We start from the raw sequence: 16,935 nt of genomic DNA on the forward strand, positions 1-16,935 counted from the left end.
GAAATATATGAATAAATCGATCGCGGTTATCGGTCTTGGACGGTATGGAAAAAGCATTGCAACAGAATTGTATAAAAACGGCGCGGATGTGCTTGCAATCGATGGAAATCCAGAGATTATAAATGAGATTGCGGACAGTGTGACTTGTGCCATGAGTCTGGATGTCTGTGATATGGATGCACTAAGAGAGGCAGGTATCTCGAACATGGATGCGGTAGTTGTGGCGATGGCTGACAGCTTAGATTCCAGCATCATGTGCGTGATGTCTGCAAAGGAACTTGGCGTGCCAAAGGTAATTGCAAAGGCAAAGGATGAGATGATGGAGAAAATCCTGAAGCGGGTTGGCGCAGACCAGGTTGTTTTTCCGGAGAAAGAATCCGGAATCCGTCTGTCACACAAACTGATCTCAGAACATCTTGTCGATTATTTTGACCTGTCGGACAGCACGAGCCTTGTGGAGATTCTTCCACGTGCGGAGTGGGTTGATAAGAATCTGCGGGAGCTGAATCTTAGAAAAGAATATAAAATCAATGTTGTCGCTGTGATCCAGAATGATGAATTCAATATCGCTATGGATCCGGATACGCCATTAAAGGCGGACGAGCCGTTGCTGATTATCATGAAAAAGTCGGATTTGAAGAGGTTTGAGAGATAATGCGAGCAGCTATCATAGGTGGAGGAGCTGCCGGTATGTATGCAGCAGTTATGCTTGCACAGGCAGGGCACTCCGTGACAATATATGAAAAAAATGAAAAACTTGGCAAAAAACTTTTCATCACAGGAAAAGGCAGATGCAATCTGACAAACAATTGTGAAGTGGAAGAGCTGATGAAACATGTGGTGACAAATCCAAAGTTTTTGTATAGTGCATTTTATAATTGTAATGCACAGGATGTGATGCAGTTTTTTGAGCAAAACGGATTGGAACTGAAGACCGAACGTGGAAACCGGGTATTTCCGGCATCGGATCATTCATCCGATGTGATAAAGACACTCGAGCAGGCGCTAAAGAAGCGGAAGGTAACAATCTGTCTGTATCACACAGTAACAAAGATTTTGACGGAGCAGGTACAGAATCAGATGCGTGCAGCCGGCGTTAGCGTGAAGGATGCGGATGGACATCAAAAACTGGAATATTTTGATGCGGTGGTTGTGGCAACCGGAGGGCTTTCCTATGAGCGTACCGGTTCAACCGGAGATGGTTTGCAGTTTGCCAGAGATCTTGGACTGCAGGTGACAGAATGTCTACCGTCACTTGTACCATTTGAAATCAAAGAGGATTTCTGCCGGGAACTGATGGGACTTTCGCTTCGGAATGTTACATTGTCCTGCTATACAAAGAAGAAAAATAAGGAAAAGCTTCTGTATCACGACCAGGGAGAAATGCTGTTTACGCATTTTGGTATCAGCGGTCCGCTTGTGCTTTCTGCATCTGCCTATGCAGGGAAGGCAAAGGGAGAACCTGTCTGGGTAGAAATCGATTTAAAACCGGCACTGACCATGGAACAGCTTGATGACCGGATCCTGCGGGATTTTGATGCGGCAAAGAACAAACAGGTGCGTAATGCACTCGATGATCTGCTGCCAAAGAAACTGATTCCGGTTATGATAGAGCTTGCGGAGATTGATCCTTTCAAGCAGGTCAATGCTGTGACGAGGGAAGAGCGGGAAAGACTGGCTTCCTGTATGAAGAAGCTTACGCTGCATGTGGCAGGTACGCGTGGTTATGAGGAGGCAATCATCACAAAAGGTGGTGTGAGTGTGAAAGAAATCAACCCCAAGACGATGGAGGCAAAGCGGATCCCGGGACTTTACTTTATCGGAGAAGTGCTCGATGTGGATGCCCTGACTGGAGGTTTCAACCTGCAGATTGCATGGTCTACAGCAGCCACAGTACTGCTTACGCAGCAATATAAAATATAAATACTATCTGGAGGAACAAGAAGTATGAATATCGCAATTGATGGACCGGCAGGAGCCGGAAAAAGCACGATTGCACGTCGTGTAGCAAAGGAAAAGGGATATATCTATGTCGATACAGGTGCAATGTACCGTGCCATAGGTCTGTATTTTATGAATGAAGGCGTCGATGCGGAGAATGCAGCCGCAGTATTGGAAGCACTTGCAGCAATTCAGGTTGAAATCAGATACGAGGCTGGTGAACAGCAGGTATATTTAAATGGCAAGAATGTCTCTAAGGAGATACGACAGGAAGTTGTTGGAAATATGGCGTCCAAGGTTGCAACCAAACAGGCGGTACGAGACAAACTGTTAGATCTGCAGAGAAATCTTGCAGCTACACAGGATGTTGTCATGGATGGCAGAGATATTGGAACATTTGTGTTACCAAATGCTGAACTGAAGATTTATCTGACTGCATCGGTTGATACAAGAGCCGACAGACGTTACAAGGAGCTGGTTGAAAAGCATATACCGGCCGATCTGGAAGAGATTAAGCATGATATTGAGGCAAGAGATTATCAGGATATGCACCGGGAAATCGCACCGCTCACACAGGCAGAAGATGCATATTTTCTGGATTCTTCCAATCTTACAATTGATGAAGTTGTAGCAGAGATTATCGGCAGAATTCCACAGTAGGTGCAGAACAGGAGATCCGCATTTATGAGAGAAATAAAAATTGCAAAATCCGCAGGCTTTTGTTTTGGTGTCAAACGTGCAGTAAATCTCGTCTATGATCAGGTTGGAAATGCGAAGAAGGTCTATACGTATGGTCCGATCATCCATAACGAGGAGGTCATCTCAGATCTGGAACAGAAAGGTGTGCATGTACTGACCGAAGAAGATATTGATATGATGCTGGCACGCGGTAGCAAAGTAGAGGATGCAAAAGAAATTGTGATTCGTTCGCATGGCATCGGGCAGGATGCCTATAAAAAGTTAGAGCAGCTTGGATTTGAAATCGTCGATGCTACATGTCCGTTTGTGAAGAAGATTCATCGTATTGTACAGGAGGAAACGGAGCAGGGGCACTGTGTGGTAATCGTCGGGGATGAAAAACATCCGGAAGTATGCGGCATCCGTGGCTGGTGTGTCAGGGAACCGGTTATTGTAAATTCGGTAGAAGAAGCACAGAAAAAGCTGGATTTTCTTGATAAAAATGTGTATATTGTCGCACAAACGACATTTAATGACGTAAAATTTAAAGATATAGTTGAATTTTTTAGAAATAAAGGATATAATGTCATTGTTTATAATACCATATGTAATGCTACCGAGGAACGACAGAGAGAAGCAAGAACACTTGCAGCTGATGTTGATACCATGATAGTGATTGGTGGTAAGAGCAGTTCGAATACACAGAAGCTGTATGAGATCTGTCGCAGAGAATGCGAAAATACTTACTATATTCAGACACTCGTTGACTTGGATTTAACTGTTATTGAATCCGCTAAGAGGGTAGGTATTACAGCTGGGGCATCTACCCCAAATTATATTATTAAGGAGGTTCATGACAGTATGTCAGAATTAAGTTTTGAAGAATTATTGAAGCAGTCCGAAGAGAATGGTAACAAGATTCGGGTTGGAAGCGTAGTTGAAGGAAAGGTTATTGCTGTTAAGCCGGAGGAGATCATCGTAGATATCCAGTACAAGGCTGATGGTATCGTTACCAGAAATGAGTATTCTAGTACTCCAAACTTAGATCTTACAACAGTTGTAAATGTTGGTGATCCAATCAAGGTTAAGGTTATCAAGACAAACGATGGCGAGGGACAGGTTCTCCTCTCATACAAGAGAGTTGCTGCAGATGAGTCTTATGATAAGTTAGAGGAAGCATACAACAATGGTGAAGTCCTTACAGGTAAGGTAACACAGGTTGTTGATGGCGGTTTGAACGTTGTAGTAAATGAGTGCAGAGTATTTATCCCTGCAAGCCTTGTATCTGATACATTTGAGAAGGATCTTACAAAGTATCAGGATCAGGAAGTTGAATTTGTATTGACAGAGTTCAATCCTAAGAAGCGTAGAGTTATCGGTAACAGAAAGCAGCTCCTCGTTGCTAAGAAGGCAGAGCTTGCTAAGAAGTTGTTTGAGAATATCAAGGTTGGCGATGTAGTAGAAGGAACAGTTAAGAACGTAACATCCTTTGGCGCATTTATTGATCTTGGCGGAGCGGACGGACTTCTTCATATCTCTGAGATGTCTTGGGGCAGAGTCAATGATCCAAGCAGTGTTGTTAAGGTTGGCGATGTTGTTAAGACATTTATCAAGGACATCAATGGAGAGAAGATTGCCCTTAGTATGAAGTTCGAGGATGAGAATCCTTGGGTAAAGGCTGCTGACAAGTATGCAATCGGTAATGTTGTAACAGGTAAGGTTGTACGTTTTGCAAGCTTTGGTGCATTCGTAGAGCTTGAGCCGGGCGTTGATGGACTCCTTCATGTTTCCCAGATTTCCAAGGAACGTGTAGAGAAGCCGGAAGATGTTCTGAAGGTAGGTCAGGAGGTCACAGCAAAGGTTGTAGATTTCAAAGCTGCTGAGAAGAAGATCAGCCTGAGCATTCGTGCTTTAGATGATGCACAGGAGGCTTCTGACGAGGAGTAAGCATGGAATATCAATATGAAGAGTTTAAGCGGGATGTGTATAAACTGACCGATATTAACTTAGACCTTTATAAAGAACGCCAGATGAAAAGAAGAATAGAATCCCTGATTGCCCGTAAAGGGTTTGATGGATTTGAAAATTTTTACAAAGGTATGAAGCAGGACGAAGGTCTACTTCGTACCTTTGTTAGTTATCTGACGATTAATGTGTCTCAGTTTTATCGGAATCCACAGCAGTGGTTGAATTTTGATCAGGAGATTATACCATATCTGAGAAAAAAATATGGAGATACGCTGACAATCTGGAGTGCGGCATGTTCGACGGGAGATGAACCGTACACGATTGCAATGATTCTGTCGGAATATATTCCGTTGTCAAAGATTCGTATCATCGCAACGGATTTAGACGAGGATGTCCTCGCCTTTGCAAAAGAAGGTGTCTATCCGGCGAAGAGTTTGTCTGATCTGCCGAAGAAATATCTGGATAAGCATTTCAAGAAGGTGGATGAATGTCATTATGCAATCAGCCCCGAGATTAAGAAGTGTGTAGAGTTCAAAAAACACAATTTGCTCAAAGACCGGTATTTCCAGCATGTTCATATGATCGTCTGTCGGAATGTGGTAATCTATTTCACAGATGAGGCGAAGGATCAGGTGTATGAGAATTTCCATGGTGCGCTTGCGGATGATGGAATTCTGTTTATTGGCAGCACGGAACAGATCTTACATGCAAAAGAACTGGGATTTGAATCGTTGCGAACATTTTTTTATAAAAAAATCAAAATATAGCTTGCGCGAACAAATATCCTATGATATAGTTATGTGGTTGTGAAAAAAGGGATGGTCCTCTGGTGCAGTCAAGCATTAAGAACGTCTAAATTATTTAGGAGGTCACACAAATGGCATTAAGTGCAAATGAAATCATCAAGAACATTGAGACAGCACAGTTGAAGCAGGATGTTACAGACTTTAATGTAGGAGATACTATTAAGGTATACGCTAAGATTAAAGAGGGTAACAGAGAAAGAGTTCAGGCATTTGAAGGTACTGTACTGAAGAGACAGGGCGGAAGCAACCGTGAGACATTCACAGTTCGTAAGAATTCAAATGGCGTTGGCGTTGAGAAGACCTGGCCACTGCATAGCCCAACGATTGAGAAGATCGAGGTTATTCGTAGAGGTAAAGTAAGACGTGCAAAACTTAACTACTTACGTGATCGTGTTGGTAAGAAGGCTAAGGTTAAGGAACTTGTAAAGTAATACTTGCAGAGACAATGGAAACTTGCCCCCAGATTCATTTCAATCTGGGGGTTTCCTATTATGAGGAGAAGTATCTTTATAGGAGGATTGCATTGAGACGTAGAGGACAAAAAAGTTATTACGATAAGCACAATCTGTCAAGACATGTGTCAAAACGGAATTCAAAGATCAAGCGATTTTTTCGATCCTTCTGGCAGTGGATTTTGCTTGTATTTGTTGCTGTGATTGTCGGATATGCGGTTGTAACATTTGGATTCCAGACGGTTACGGTCGTGGGACCATCGATGAATCCGACACTTTCTGATTCACAGGTTGTCATGGTGAATAAGCTTGCGTATAAAGTATCCGATGTGAAGCGATATGATGTGATTGCTTATTCACGTGTGGATGGTGATGGATACTATGATATCAAGCGTGTGATTGGTCTGCCTGGGGAGACTGTACGGATTTCAAATGGCGATATTTATATCAATGGCGAGCGGCGCAGTGATGTTCCATTTACAATGACGATACAGATCAGTGGTGTGGCAGAAGAGGATGTCACGTTAGGCGATGAAGAGTATTTTGTGATGGGAGATAATGTAAATAACAGCGAGGACAGCCGTTATACAAATGTTGGAAATATATCGAAGACAGAAATAACGGGAAAGATTGTACGGATTCTTCTCCCTCGAAGTGATAAAGGAAAGGTAAAATAAATGATGAATATTCAGTGGTATCCGGGACATATGACGAAAGCCAAGCGTACGATGCAGGAAGATATAAAGTTAATCAATATTGTGATTGAGTTGCTTGATGCGAGAACACCACTATCGAGCAAGAATCCGGACATTGATACGCTTGCTGCAAATAAATCCCGCATGGTTATCCTGAACAAGGCAGATATGGCAGATGCAAGGAAAACGGCACAATGGGAAGCGTATTTCAAAGCGAAGGGTTTTTTCGTGTTGAGCATGGATTCACGGAAAAATTCCGGTATGAAGCCGGTATCGGATACAATCCGGGAAGCATGTAAGGAGAAGATTGCACGCGACCGCAAACGAGGAATCATTAATCGTCCGATCCGTGCGATGATTGTCGGTATTCCAAATGTAGGAAAATCTACATTTATCAATTCCTATGCAAAGAAATCCTGTACGAAGGTTGGAAATAAACCGGGTGTCACGAAAGGAAAACAGTGGATTCGAATTGGAAAGGATGTCGAATTACTTGATACACCGGGTATTCTGTGGCCGAAATTTGATGATCAGGAGGTTGGTTTGCGTCTGGCTTATATTGGCTCCATCAATGATGAAATCCTGACGAAAAGCGAGCTTGCTTTAAAATTCATAGAATTTTTAAAAATAAATTATTGTAATGCACTGACAGACAGGTATAATATAGATATTGACGTACAAAATTCTGAGAATTTTGAGATATTGAAGCAGATTGCGATTGCAAGATTGTGTTTATTAAAAGGAAATGAACCGGATCTTGATAAGGCTGCGGCGATTTTGTTTGATGATTTTCGAAGCGGCAGACTTGGACGTATGACGTTGGAGGAGATACCGGAATAGGGAGTTTATAGATGATGAAGAAGAAAAAAAATTCGGATGCTGTAGAGGCGGAAGTTGCAGAGACTGTGACAGAGAAAACGAAATCATCCGAGGACAAAAATCCGGAGATTGAGACTGCAGAGGATATCGAGAAGAAAGCAGAAGAGGAAGCGGCTGAGATCGAAGCTTACGATGCGGAAGGAAATCCAATCTTAAAAAAGAAAAAGAAGAGAAAAAACAGAAAGAAAAAGACACAGAAGCCGGAAGAGGTTAATATTGTGAAAGAGCTTCTGAGTCTGATTATTTATATCGGGATCGTTGTTTTAATCTGTTATTTTATCTTGAACTTTGTAGGCTGCCGTTCAAAGGTCGATGGATCTTCTATGAATCCGACATTGGAGGATAAGGATAATCTATGGGTAGATAAGCTGTCGTATACATTTGGAGATCCAAAGCGGTTTGACGTTGTAATATTTAACTATGATGAGAATACCACTTATGTAAAGCGTATTATTGGATTGCCGGGCGAGACAGTACGGATTGACCAAAATGGAAACATCTATATCAATGGCAAGCTTCTCAAGGAGAATTATGGGAAAGAGACAATCCTGAACAACGGTCGCGCAGGTTCGGATGTATATCTTGGTAAGGATGAATATTTTGTGCTTGGAGATAACCGGAACAATAGTGTTGACAGCCGGTGGTCGGATGTCGGAAATGTTAACCGGGAGGATATTGTCGGGAAGGTTGTACTGCGTATTTATCCATTTAAGAGCTTTGGATTGATTAAATAACAATATAGGACTGTGTTTATGCACAGTCCTTCTTTTGCATTTATATAAAGGAGTAGGAAACTATGAAGATACAGGAGATTAAGGCAGCGTATCAGATACTGGATCCGGATGATGAGACGATGCTGCAGCAGTTTATACATACTTATGGTACGGATGCGCGAAGCGGTGTGCAGGCACTTGTGGAACAGACAAAGAAAAAACTGGCTCAGTTAGAGGCGGAATATGTCCGCTCTGAGAAAATGCTTGCGTTTGAGCGTAAGTATCATGCGATGGGAAGCCGATATATATGTGGGATAGATGAAGTCGGCAGAGGTCCGCTCGCAGGCCCGGTTGTGGCATGTGCAGTAATTCTGCCGGAGAATGAAATGATTCTGCATCTGAACGATTCCAAGCAGGTTCCGAAGAAAAAAAGGGAGATCTTATATGATATCATCCGGGAAAAAGCGGTTGCTTATGGAATAGGAGTTGTCTCTGAGAAACGGATTGACGAGATCAACATCTTACAGGCAACCTATGAGGCAATGCGCATGGCAATCGCGAATCTCAAAGTAAAGCCGGATATTTTGTTAAATGATGCCGTGAAGATTCCAATGGTTGATATCAAACAGGTGCCGATCATCAAGGGTGATACATTGTCTGCAAGTATTGCGGCGGCAAGTATTGTGGCGAAGGTAACAAGAGACCGTATGATGGTGGAGTACGATAAGGTGTATCCGGGCTATGATTTCGCAAGTAATGCCGGATATGGCAGTGCAAAGCATTATGCCGGCTTAGATAAGCTCGGTCCCTGTGAGATCCACCGGAGAACGTATATAAAGGATTATGTATGAATATAGATAACGCAAATCTTCAATTGAACCGCTATCAGACCGAAACAGCCACCGGAATGAGACCGGAGACTACGATTGCGAACAACAACACGCAGACGCCGTCTGGCAATGCTGTGCTTGCACAGGCACAGGAGGGACAGACCTTTACCGGGCAGATCGTCGATGTGAACGGCTCCCAGGTGACGATCCAGATGGACGGAAACCAGATGCTGCAGGCACGTATGGCGGAAGCGATGAATCTCAATATGGGGGATACGATCGCATTTCTTGTGAAGGAAAATTCCGGAAGCACTGTGATGATCCAGCCGCTCGCATCGGATATGCAGGCGATGAAGGATCAGACAATCTTCGATCTGTTGCAGAAAAACCAGCTGTCGCCGTCGGACAAGAATTATCAGATCGCTGAGACGCTTATAAATCAGAATATGCCGGTGGATCGTGCCAGTATGCAGAAGGTGTTGCAGCAGGCATATAAATATCCGGATACACCGGTTCAGACACTTGTATTGATGAATAAGATGCAGCTTCCGGTGACAGAACAGACGATAACGGGATTCGAACAGTACCAGACGAACCAGCATGCAATGATGCAGGCGTTGTCTGGGATGACAGAAGAAATTACTGTGTATATGTCCGAGCCGGACAGTATGCGGGAGATGCTGCAGGTGTTATCCGATTCACAGGATCTTCCCGTGTTAGATGCAGACGCAATGCTGCAACGGTTAGAACAGGCGGCAGGCGATGTGGTTTTCACACAGGGGCAGGTAAGCATGGGGGAACCGATGCAGGCCGCAGATATGACAGGTAATCTGCCACTGTTATCCGCGGAGCAGTTATCGGCATATGCGGAAAAATTCGATATGACCGAGGAACAGCTTACCGGACTTACGAAGCAGTTACAGGATATGCATTTTGATGCACAGACGATACAGACGGTACTTGCGAAGTCGGATACGACGATGCAGCTTGCGAATCATCTGCAGGCACTTGTGGCGGGCGCTGCGGATAAATCAATGATCGATGCGGAGATGCTGAAGGAGTTTTTCACGTCGAACGGCATGAAGGAGTTGTTAGCGGCAGCTGTGAAAGAGAAGTTCACGCTGAATCCGGAGAAGATGCAGAATCCACAGGAGGTCTCCGATCTGTACAAGGGAATCTATGAGAAGATGGACCGCCTGATGCAGCAGATGAGCAGCCATACAGGCTCATCCGGAGAACATCTGTCCGAATCTGCGAAGGGCATGCAGGAGCGGATTGATTTCCTGCAGAACTTAAGTAATCTTTTTCCATATGCGCAGATTCCGGTGCGGATGGAGGGCGGAGATAGAAATGCGGATTTGTTCGTCTATATGAACAAAAAAAGGATGCAGGAGAAAAAGGAAGATGTCAGCGCTCTGCTACATCTGAATATGGAATATTTAGGACCGACAGATGTGCATGTGTCTTTGCGTGGGACGATGGTGCATACGAAGTTTTATGTCGAAGATGAGGAAAGTGCGAAGATCATCGATGCGCATATGACACAGCTGGAACAGGCAATTGCGGAGAATGGATATTCACTTACGAATGAGGTAATCATGCGGGAGCCGACACTGCACCCGGAGACAGAGAAAAATGTCGTGGTAAAAGAGATGTTCGGCGACGACATTGAGAAGAGTGTAAAGCGGTATTCGTTTGACGTGCGCATGTAATGAGCAGGTATAATGTACAGATCACCGATAACGGCATGCGGGGATGCATGATATAAGTAGCTTGGATAAAGCAGAGGGATAGACGGATGGCACAGAATTTCAATGTGGAAACAAAGAAAAAGGAAGAGAAGAAAAAAGCGGTTGCCTTAGTCTATGAGCCGGGAAATGAGGCACCACAGGTCGTTGCATCCGGAAAGGGTGTGATCGCGGAGCGGATCATTGACACGGCGAAGAAGAGCGATGTGCCGCTCTATAAGGATACAGATCTTACGAATACGCTGTTGAACCTGAATATCGGTGAATGTATTCCACCGGAGCTGTATGGCGTAGTGGCAGAGATCTTAGTCTATGTCGACCGAATGGATAAGCTACGCGCGAAGCTTGGAAAATAGATGAGCGGAGGGTGGATAGCTATGGAGAAACACTCATATAATAAAAGACAGGTCGGTACGGAGAAGGAGAAGCTTGCCGCTGAATATCTGGAGAAAAAAGGGTATTTTATCATCGAGAAGAATTACCGGGTACGACAGGGGGAGATTGATCTGATTGCGCTGGATGGCGCGTGTATCGTGTTCGTCGAGGTAAAATACCGGGCAGATGGCAGAAGCGGAGATGCGCTAGAGGCAGTTACCGGTGCGAAGATACGGCAGATCTCGAAGATGGCACTTTTTTATTTGAATCAGAAGAAAGTAAGCATTGATAACACACCAATCCGGTTTGATGTGATAGGCATCAATGGGGATATGGTCACGCATATTGAGAATGCGTTTGACTTTGTGATGACAAGGTAAGCTTAAGCATGATAGAAAAAGACAGAGTGAAACAGGAATCAATAAGAATAAACAGGAAGAGACAGGAACAGATAAATGAAACCAGTACAGTTTGATCTGAAATTAAATCCGGAGGCACTTGTGACGCGTGCAGAAGAGAATCTGCATTTCTTACGGGAGCGCACTACGTATTTCGAGAATGCAAAGGTGGAAGGTGTGCCGGTGCCGGTTCCGGTGCTCCGGTATAAAATATTTGACGCCTATCCTGAAGTTGTGGTCGGGTTTTCCACACGGCTTGGAGGCGTGAGCAAAGGGTATCTCGGAAGCATGAACTTAAGCTTTACCCGTGGCGATGAGGATGCGTTCGTGATGGAGAATCACAGACGGTTTGCGCAGGCGTGCGGGTACGATCACACGAAGCTTGTGTTTTCGGATCAGGTGCATAAGACGAACTTGCGGATCGTGACGAAGGACGACTGCGGAAAGGGTATCCTGCGGGAACGTGATTTCGCAGAGATTGATGGACTCATCACGCAGGAGGCAGGAATCCCGCTTATGACGTTCTATGCTGACTGTGTGCCGTTATTCTTATACGATCCGGTACAGCGTGTGATTGCGACGGCACATTCCGGTTGGCGGGGCACCGTTGGGCGCATCGGAATGGCTGTCGTTCGTAAGATGCAGGCAATCTATGGTTCTAAGCCGGAGGATATCATCTGTGCGATTGGACCATCTATCTGCAAAGCGTGCTACGAGGTAAGTAAGGATGTGGCAGATGCATGCGGGGTATATACAGAGGAACAACGGAAGATACTCTTAGAAGATAAGGGAAATGGCAAATACCAGCTTGATTTGCATCAGGCATGCTATTATAATTTTACGGATGCGGGTGTGAAGCCGGAGCATATTGCGATGCCGGATATCTGTACCTGCTGCAATCCGAAGCTGTTATTTTCCCATCGGGCGTCCGGTGGCAGGCGTGGCAATCTGGGCGGCGTGATTATGCTGTGTGGTGACAAGAAATATTAAAGAAAGTAATTCATAAATTTTGGATACAGACATGAAACGACATAAAATAACGAAAATTGATGAAGGTGGAATTGCGGAAGAACTCGGAATCGAGGAAGGCGATTTTCTGCTTGCCATCAACGATAAAGAAATTGAAGATATATTTGACTACGACTTCATTGTGAATGACGAATACCTTGAGGTGCTGATTGAGAAGGCGAACGGTGAGGAATGGCTGTTAGAGGTTGAGAAGGACTACGACGAGGATCTCGGCATGGAGTTCGGCGAGTCGCTGATGGACGAGTACCGGAGCTGCTTCAACAAGTGTGTATTCTGTTTTATCGACCAGAATCCGCCGGGCATGCGTGAGACGATCTATTTCAAGGACGACGACACGCGGCTGTCCTTCTTGCAGGGTAATTACGTGACACTCACGAACATGAAGGAGAAGGATATACAACGGATTATCGACTATAAGCTTGCACCGATCAATATCTCCGTGCATACGACGAATCCGGAACTCCGGTGTCAGATGCTGCACAACCGGTTCGCGGGGAAGGTCATGGACTATATTCAGATGCTCTACGATGCGGATATCCCAATGAATGCGCAGGTCGTGCTCTGCAAGGGGTTAAACGATGGCGATGAGCTGCGCCGGACGATCGGGGATCTGCTTGCCTATGCACCGACGATCGAGAGTCTGTCGGTTGTCCCGGTCGGACTTTCCAAGTACCGGGATGGACTCTGCAAGCTGGAGAGCTTCACGAAAGAGGATGCAAGGGAAGTCATCTCGATCATCGAGGGCTTTCAGCAGCAGGCAATGGAGAAATTCGGAGAGCATTTCGTACATGCAAGCGATGAGTGGTATATCACGGCAGGGTATGATATGCCGGATGAAGCCCAATACGATGGATATATCCAGCTCGAAAATGGTGTCGGCATGACACGGCTGTTTCTGACGGAGGCGCAGGATGCCGTGGATATCTATCTCGAAGACCATGACGGAAAGCCATGGGAAGGGAAACGGAAGGTCTCGACGGTGACCGGACTAATCGCGTATGATTATGTCTGTCAGGCGGCAGAGACATATAAACAGGCGGCACCAGGACTTGATCTGCAGGTGTTCCCAATCCGGAATGATTTCTTCGGAGAGAAGATCACCGTGACCGGACTTCTGACCGGACAGGATATTGTGAAGCAGTTAGCGGGCAGGGATCTCGGTGAAGCATTGTTCCTGCCAAGCCAGATTGTGAAGGCAGATGAGCCGATCTTCCTCGATGATATGACAGTTGAGGAATTGCAAAGTGCTTTACAAGTTCCGGTGATTATTGTACAATCAAGCGGTGTGGGATTATTTAACAGAATGATAGAAATGGAGAACGAACATGAGTAGACCGGTTGTTGCCATTGTTGGCAGACCTAATGTCGGTAAATCTACATTGTTTAACACGCTGGCGGGTGATCGTATCTCAATCGTACAGGATACGCCGGGTGTTACGCGGGATCGGATCTATGCCGATGTGACATGGTTAAATTATAATTTTACAATCGTGGATACAGGCGGTATCGAGCCGGAATCCAACGATATTATATTGAAGAGTATGCGCGAGCAGGCGGAGATCGCGATTGAGACAGCAGATGTGATTCTATTTGTCACAGATGTCCGTCATGGGCTTGTCGATGCGGACGGAAAGGTTGCGGACATGCTGCGCCGTTCCCAAAAGCCAATCGTGCTGGTTGTCAATAAAGTGGACAACTTCGAGAAGTTTATGCCGGATGTATACGAGTTTTACAATCTGGGACTGGGGGATCCACAGCCAATCTCTGCGGCATCTCAGCTTGGACTTGGAGATATGCTCGATGAGGTCGTCAAGCATTTTGGCGAGAATGCATTAAATGAAGAAGAGGATGAGCGCCCACGTATCGCGATCATCGGAAAGCCGAACGTTGGTAAATCATCCATCATCAACAAGCTGCTCGGCGAGGATCGTGTGATTGTATCGAATATTGCCGGTACGACACGTGACGCGATTGACACAACAATCAAACGGAACGGCACCGAGTATGTGTTTATTGATACGGCAGGATTGCGCCGGAAGAATAAGATCAAGGAAGAGATTGAGCGGTACAGCATTATCCGTACCGTGTCTGCGGTGGAGCGGTGCAATGTGGCAGTGCTCGTCATTGATGCGACGGAGGGAATCACCGATCAGGATACGAAGATCGCAGGTATCGCCCATGAACGCGGCAAGGGTATGATCATTGCCGTGAATAAATGGGATGCAATCGAGAAGAACGACAAGACAATGAAGAAGTTTACCGAGGATGTGCGCGAGAAGCTTTCGTATATGCCGTATGCAGAGCTGCTCTTTATCTCTGCGGAAACCGGTCAGCGTCTGCCAAAGCTTTTTGAGACAATTGATATGGTCATCGAGAACCATTCGCTTCGTGTGGCAACCGGTGTCTTAAACGAGATTATGGCGGAGGCAGTTGCATTAAACCAGCCACCTTCCGATAAGGGTAAACGTCTGAGACTTTATTATATTACACAGGTTTCTGTGAAGCCACCGACATTTGTTATCTTTGTCAATGATAAAGAATTGATGCATTTTTCTTATACGAGATACATCGAGAATAAAATACGGGAGGCGTTTGGCTTTAAAGGAACGCCGTTAAAGTTTATTATACGGGAGAGGAAAGAAAAATAATCATGTTACTAGCGAGAGTAATCTGTCTGGCAGCGGGCTACGCATTTGGACTGCTTCAGACATCGTATATCTATGGAAGAATGAAAGGTATTGACATACGAGAACATGGAAGCGGAAACGCCGGAACGACAAATGCCCTCCGTGTACTCGGGAAGAAAGCCGGACTGATCGTATTTATCGGGGATCTGTTCAAGGCGATAATCATCAGTGCGATCGTGCATGTCGTGATCGGACATCTGTATCCAAACGAGGTGTATCTGTATCTTGCCTATGCCGGACTTGGCACAGTGCTTGGACATAACTTCCCTTGTTATCTGCATTTCAAGGGTGGAAAGGGGATTGCAACAACAGCGGGTATCATCGTCGGATTCTTAGATCCAGTGATTATCGTCAGTTGTCTGATTGCATTTATCGTGATTGTGGCGATTACCAGATATGTTTCACTTGGTTCTATTACCATCGTGACGATGTTCTGTATCGAGTATGCAATCTTCGCATTTCATGGAAAATACAGCTTTGATCTGGCGAGTGCAGCATCGTATCATGCGATGGTTGAGAGTGTAATCGTGGTAGCGGTAATATGCGGAATGGCGATCATCCGTCATCATGCGAATATCGTGCGTCTGCTGCATCATGAGGAAAATAAACTGGGCGCAAAGAAAACTGCATAGATAATAAGAGATAGACAAGAATTCCTATGGGACAGGGGGTAAATATAATGAAGATTGGTATATTAGGAGCAGGAAGCTGGGGTACCGCATTAACAGTTTTGCTGTCTGATAACGGACATGATGTGACCGTATGGTCCATCGATGCAAAGGAGATCGAGATGCTCAATACGAAACGCGAGCATCTGACGAAGCTTCCGGGTGTGAAGCTGCCGGATTCTGTGCGCTTTACGACGGACGAGCAGGAGGTGTGCAAGGATGCAGAGCTTCTCGTGATGGTTGTTCCATCGCCATTTATCAGAAGCACGGCGAAACGTGTCGCACCATACATAACAGAAGCTCAGACAATCGTGAATGTGTCGAAGGGAATTGAGGATGAATCTCTGAAGACACTGACAGAGGTAATACATGAAGAAATTCCGCAGAGCAAGGTCGGTGTCTTATCCGGGCCAAGCCATGCAGAGGAAGTTGGGAAACGCATGCCTACGACGGTAGTTGCTGGCGCAAAAGATAAAGAAACAGCACTTATGATCCAGGATGCATTCATGAACGATTACTTCCGCGTGTATGCAAGTCCGGATGTGATTGGCATTGAGCTTGGCGGGGCGCTGAAGAATGTCATCGCACTTGCGGCAGGTGTTGGTGACGGACTTGGCTGTGGTGACAATGCGAAGGCTGCAATCATCACACGTGGTATTGCAGAGATCATCCGTCTTGGAACAGCCATGGGTGGTAAACTTGAAACATTTGCAGGTCTTTCAGGGATCGGAGATTTGATTGTAACTTGTGAGTCGAAGCATAGCCGGAATCGGAAGGCGGGATTCCTGATGGGACAGGGTAAGACCTATAAAGAGGCAATGGACGAGGTACAGATGGTTGTCGAGGGTGTGTATTCTGCGAAAGCAGCATATAAGCTCAGCCGGAAATATGACGTGGAGATGCCGATCGTATCGGTCGTCAATCAGGTTTTGTTTGAGGACTTAAATGCGGCAGAGGGGATGAAGATGCTGCTCACAAGAAACCGTACTTCAGAGTCAACAAGACTTGCATGGGATAAATAGAAATATGCAGAAGCTGCTGGAGAAATCCGGCAGCTTTTTTCTGTCA

The 16,935-nt window shown here is 45.3% G+C and carries 18 protein-coding genes; all 18 read left to right on the forward strand.

Annotated elements, in window-relative coordinates:
* Positions 1–7 precede the first annotated feature (7 nt).
* Complete coding sequence (locus ACZQK9_RS01760; protein WP_483269418.1) at positions 8–655, forward strand: potassium channel family protein; 648 nt, start codon at positions 8–10, stop codon at positions 653–655.
* Positions 655–1,923 (forward strand): BaiN/RdsA family NAD(P)/FAD-dependent oxidoreductase, encoded by a 1,269-nt coding sequence (locus tag ACZQK9_RS01765; protein ID WP_483269419.1) that lies wholly within the window; start codon positions 655–657, stop codon positions 1,921–1,923. The genes ACZQK9_RS01760 and ACZQK9_RS01765 overlap by 1 nt, the downstream gene beginning before the upstream one ends.
* 24 nt (positions 1,924–1,947) lie before the next feature.
* Positions 1,948–2,601, forward strand: coding sequence for a (d)CMP kinase (gene cmk, locus ACZQK9_RS01770; protein ID WP_483269420.1), 654 nt, complete (start codon positions 1,948–1,950; stop codon positions 2,599–2,601).
* Positions 2,602–2,625: 24 nt separating this feature from the next.
* Positions 2,626–4,566, forward strand: coding sequence for a bifunctional 4-hydroxy-3-methylbut-2-enyl diphosphate reductase/30S ribosomal protein S1 (locus ACZQK9_RS01775; RefSeq protein WP_178016709.1), 1,941 nt, complete (start codon positions 2,626–2,628; stop codon positions 4,564–4,566).
* Between the two features lie 2 nt (positions 4,567–4,568).
* The gene (locus ACZQK9_RS01780) at positions 4,569–5,354 is read left to right on the forward strand and encodes a CheR family methyltransferase (RefSeq protein ID WP_216506744.1); all 786 of its coding nucleotides are present in this window, start codon (positions 4,569–4,571) and stop codon (positions 5,352–5,354) included.
* Positions 5,355–5,464: 110 nt separating this feature from the next.
* Positions 5,465–5,824: a 50S ribosomal protein L19 gene (gene rplS, locus ACZQK9_RS01785; protein WP_021985611.1), complete on the forward strand. Its 360-nt coding sequence runs from the start codon at positions 5,465–5,467 to the stop codon at positions 5,822–5,824.
* A gap of 92 nt (positions 5,825–5,916) precedes the next feature.
* A complete protein-coding gene (lepB, locus tag ACZQK9_RS01790) occupies positions 5,917–6,522 on the forward strand; it encodes a signal peptidase I (protein WP_178016711.1) in 606 nt (201 codons plus the stop codon).
* Between the two features lie 3 nt (positions 6,523–6,525).
* Positions 6,526–7,380, forward strand: coding sequence for a ribosome biogenesis GTPase YlqF (gene ylqF, locus ACZQK9_RS01795; RefSeq protein WP_483269520.1), 855 nt, complete (start codon positions 6,526–6,528; stop codon positions 7,378–7,380).
* A gap of 11 nt (positions 7,381–7,391) precedes the next feature.
* Positions 7,392–8,153 carry a signal peptidase I gene (gene lepB / locus ACZQK9_RS01800; RefSeq protein ID WP_483269421.1) on the forward strand — a complete coding sequence of 254 codons (762 nt, stop codon included), beginning with the start codon at positions 7,392–7,394 and terminating at the stop codon, positions 8,151–8,153.
* A 62-nt stretch (positions 8,154–8,215) separates the two neighbouring features.
* Positions 8,216–8,983 (forward strand): ribonuclease HII, encoded by a 768-nt coding sequence (gene rnhB / locus ACZQK9_RS01805; protein ID WP_483269422.1) that lies wholly within the window; start codon positions 8,216–8,218, stop codon positions 8,981–8,983.
* Complete coding sequence (fliK, locus tag ACZQK9_RS01810) at positions 8,980–10,674, forward strand: flagellar hook-length control protein FliK (RefSeq protein ID WP_483269423.1); 1,695 nt, start codon at positions 8,980–8,982, stop codon at positions 10,672–10,674. Before rnhB ends, fliK begins: the two co-directional genes overlap by 4 nt.
* Before the next feature lie 86 nt (positions 10,675–10,760).
* Complete coding sequence (locus ACZQK9_RS01815) at positions 10,761–11,066, forward strand: EscU/YscU/HrcU family type III secretion system export apparatus switch protein (RefSeq protein WP_483269424.1); 306 nt, start codon at positions 10,761–10,763, stop codon at positions 11,064–11,066.
* Positions 11,067–11,087: 21 nt separating this feature from the next.
* Positions 11,088–11,465: a YraN family protein gene (locus ACZQK9_RS01820; RefSeq protein WP_483269425.1), complete on the forward strand. Its 378-nt coding sequence runs from the start codon at positions 11,088–11,090 to the stop codon at positions 11,463–11,465.
* 75 nt (positions 11,466–11,540) lie between these two features.
* Positions 11,541–12,473 carry a peptidoglycan editing factor PgeF gene (gene pgeF / locus ACZQK9_RS01825; protein WP_483269426.1) on the forward strand — a complete coding sequence of 311 codons (933 nt, stop codon included), beginning with the start codon at positions 11,541–11,543 and terminating at the stop codon, positions 12,471–12,473.
* A gap of 31 nt (positions 12,474–12,504) precedes the next feature.
* On the forward strand, positions 12,505–13,845 hold the full coding sequence (locus ACZQK9_RS01830) for a DUF512 domain-containing protein (protein ID WP_178016717.1): 1,341 nt from the start codon (positions 12,505–12,507) through the stop codon (positions 13,843–13,845).
* Positions 13,838–15,160 carry a ribosome biogenesis GTPase Der gene (gene der / locus ACZQK9_RS01835; protein ID WP_483269427.1) on the forward strand — a complete coding sequence of 441 codons (1,323 nt, stop codon included), beginning with the start codon at positions 13,838–13,840 and terminating at the stop codon, positions 15,158–15,160. Before ACZQK9_RS01830 ends, der begins: the two co-directional genes overlap by 8 nt.
* A gap of 2 nt (positions 15,161–15,162) precedes the next feature.
* Positions 15,163–15,831: a glycerol-3-phosphate 1-O-acyltransferase PlsY gene (gene plsY / locus ACZQK9_RS01840; protein WP_178016719.1), complete on the forward strand. Its 669-nt coding sequence runs from the start codon at positions 15,163–15,165 to the stop codon at positions 15,829–15,831.
* 44 nt (positions 15,832–15,875) lie between these two features.
* Positions 15,876–16,889, forward strand: a complete 1,014-nt coding sequence (locus ACZQK9_RS01845) for an NAD(P)H-dependent glycerol-3-phosphate dehydrogenase (RefSeq protein ID WP_216507087.1) — start codon at positions 15,876–15,878, stop codon at positions 16,887–16,889.
* Positions 16,890–16,935: the final 46 nt, after the last annotated feature.

It is taken from the genome of Wujia sp. (genome assembly GCF_056872695.1).

Coding starts and splice junctions, on each gene's coding strand:
- ACZQK9_RS01760 (WP_483269418.1), top strand. CDS start 8: ATGAATAAATCGATCGCGGTTATCGGTCTTGGACGGTATGGAAAAAGC.
- pgeF (WP_483269426.1), top strand. CDS start 11,541: ATGAAACCAGTACAGTTTGATCTGAAATTAAATCCGGAGGCACTTGTG.
- ACZQK9_RS01830 (WP_178016717.1), top strand. CDS start 12,505: ATGAAACGACATAAAATAACGAAAATTGATGAAGGTGGAATTGCGGAA.
- cmk (WP_483269420.1), top strand. CDS start 1,948: ATGAATATCGCAATTGATGGACCGGCAGGAGCCGGAAAAAGCACGATT.
- rnhB (WP_483269422.1), top strand. CDS start 8,216: ATGAAGATACAGGAGATTAAGGCAGCGTATCAGATACTGGATCCGGAT.
- ACZQK9_RS01780 (WP_216506744.1), top strand. CDS start 4,569: ATGGAATATCAATATGAAGAGTTTAAGCGGGATGTGTATAAACTGACC.
- lepB (WP_483269421.1), top strand. CDS start 7,392: ATGATGAAGAAGAAAAAAAATTCGGATGCTGTAGAGGCGGAAGTTGCA.
- ylqF (WP_483269520.1), top strand. CDS start 6,526: ATGAATATTCAGTGGTATCCGGGACATATGACGAAAGCCAAGCGTACG.
- ACZQK9_RS01815 (WP_483269424.1), top strand. CDS start 10,761: ATGGCACAGAATTTCAATGTGGAAACAAAGAAAAAGGAAGAGAAGAAA.
- ACZQK9_RS01820 (WP_483269425.1), top strand. CDS start 11,088: ATGGAGAAACACTCATATAATAAAAGACAGGTCGGTACGGAGAAGGAG.
- rplS (WP_021985611.1), top strand. CDS start 5,465: ATGGCATTAAGTGCAAATGAAATCATCAAGAACATTGAGACAGCACAG.
- ACZQK9_RS01775 (WP_178016709.1), top strand. CDS start 2,626: ATGAGAGAAATAAAAATTGCAAAATCCGCAGGCTTTTGTTTTGGTGTC.
- plsY (WP_178016719.1), top strand. CDS start 15,163: ATGTTACTAGCGAGAGTAATCTGTCTGGCAGCGGGCTACGCATTTGGA.
- ACZQK9_RS01765 (WP_483269419.1), top strand. CDS start 655: ATGCGAGCAGCTATCATAGGTGGAGGAGCTGCCGGTATGTATGCAGCA.
- der (WP_483269427.1), top strand. CDS start 13,838: ATGAGTAGACCGGTTGTTGCCATTGTTGGCAGACCTAATGTCGGTAAA.
- fliK (WP_483269423.1), top strand. CDS start 8,980: ATGAATATAGATAACGCAAATCTTCAATTGAACCGCTATCAGACCGAA.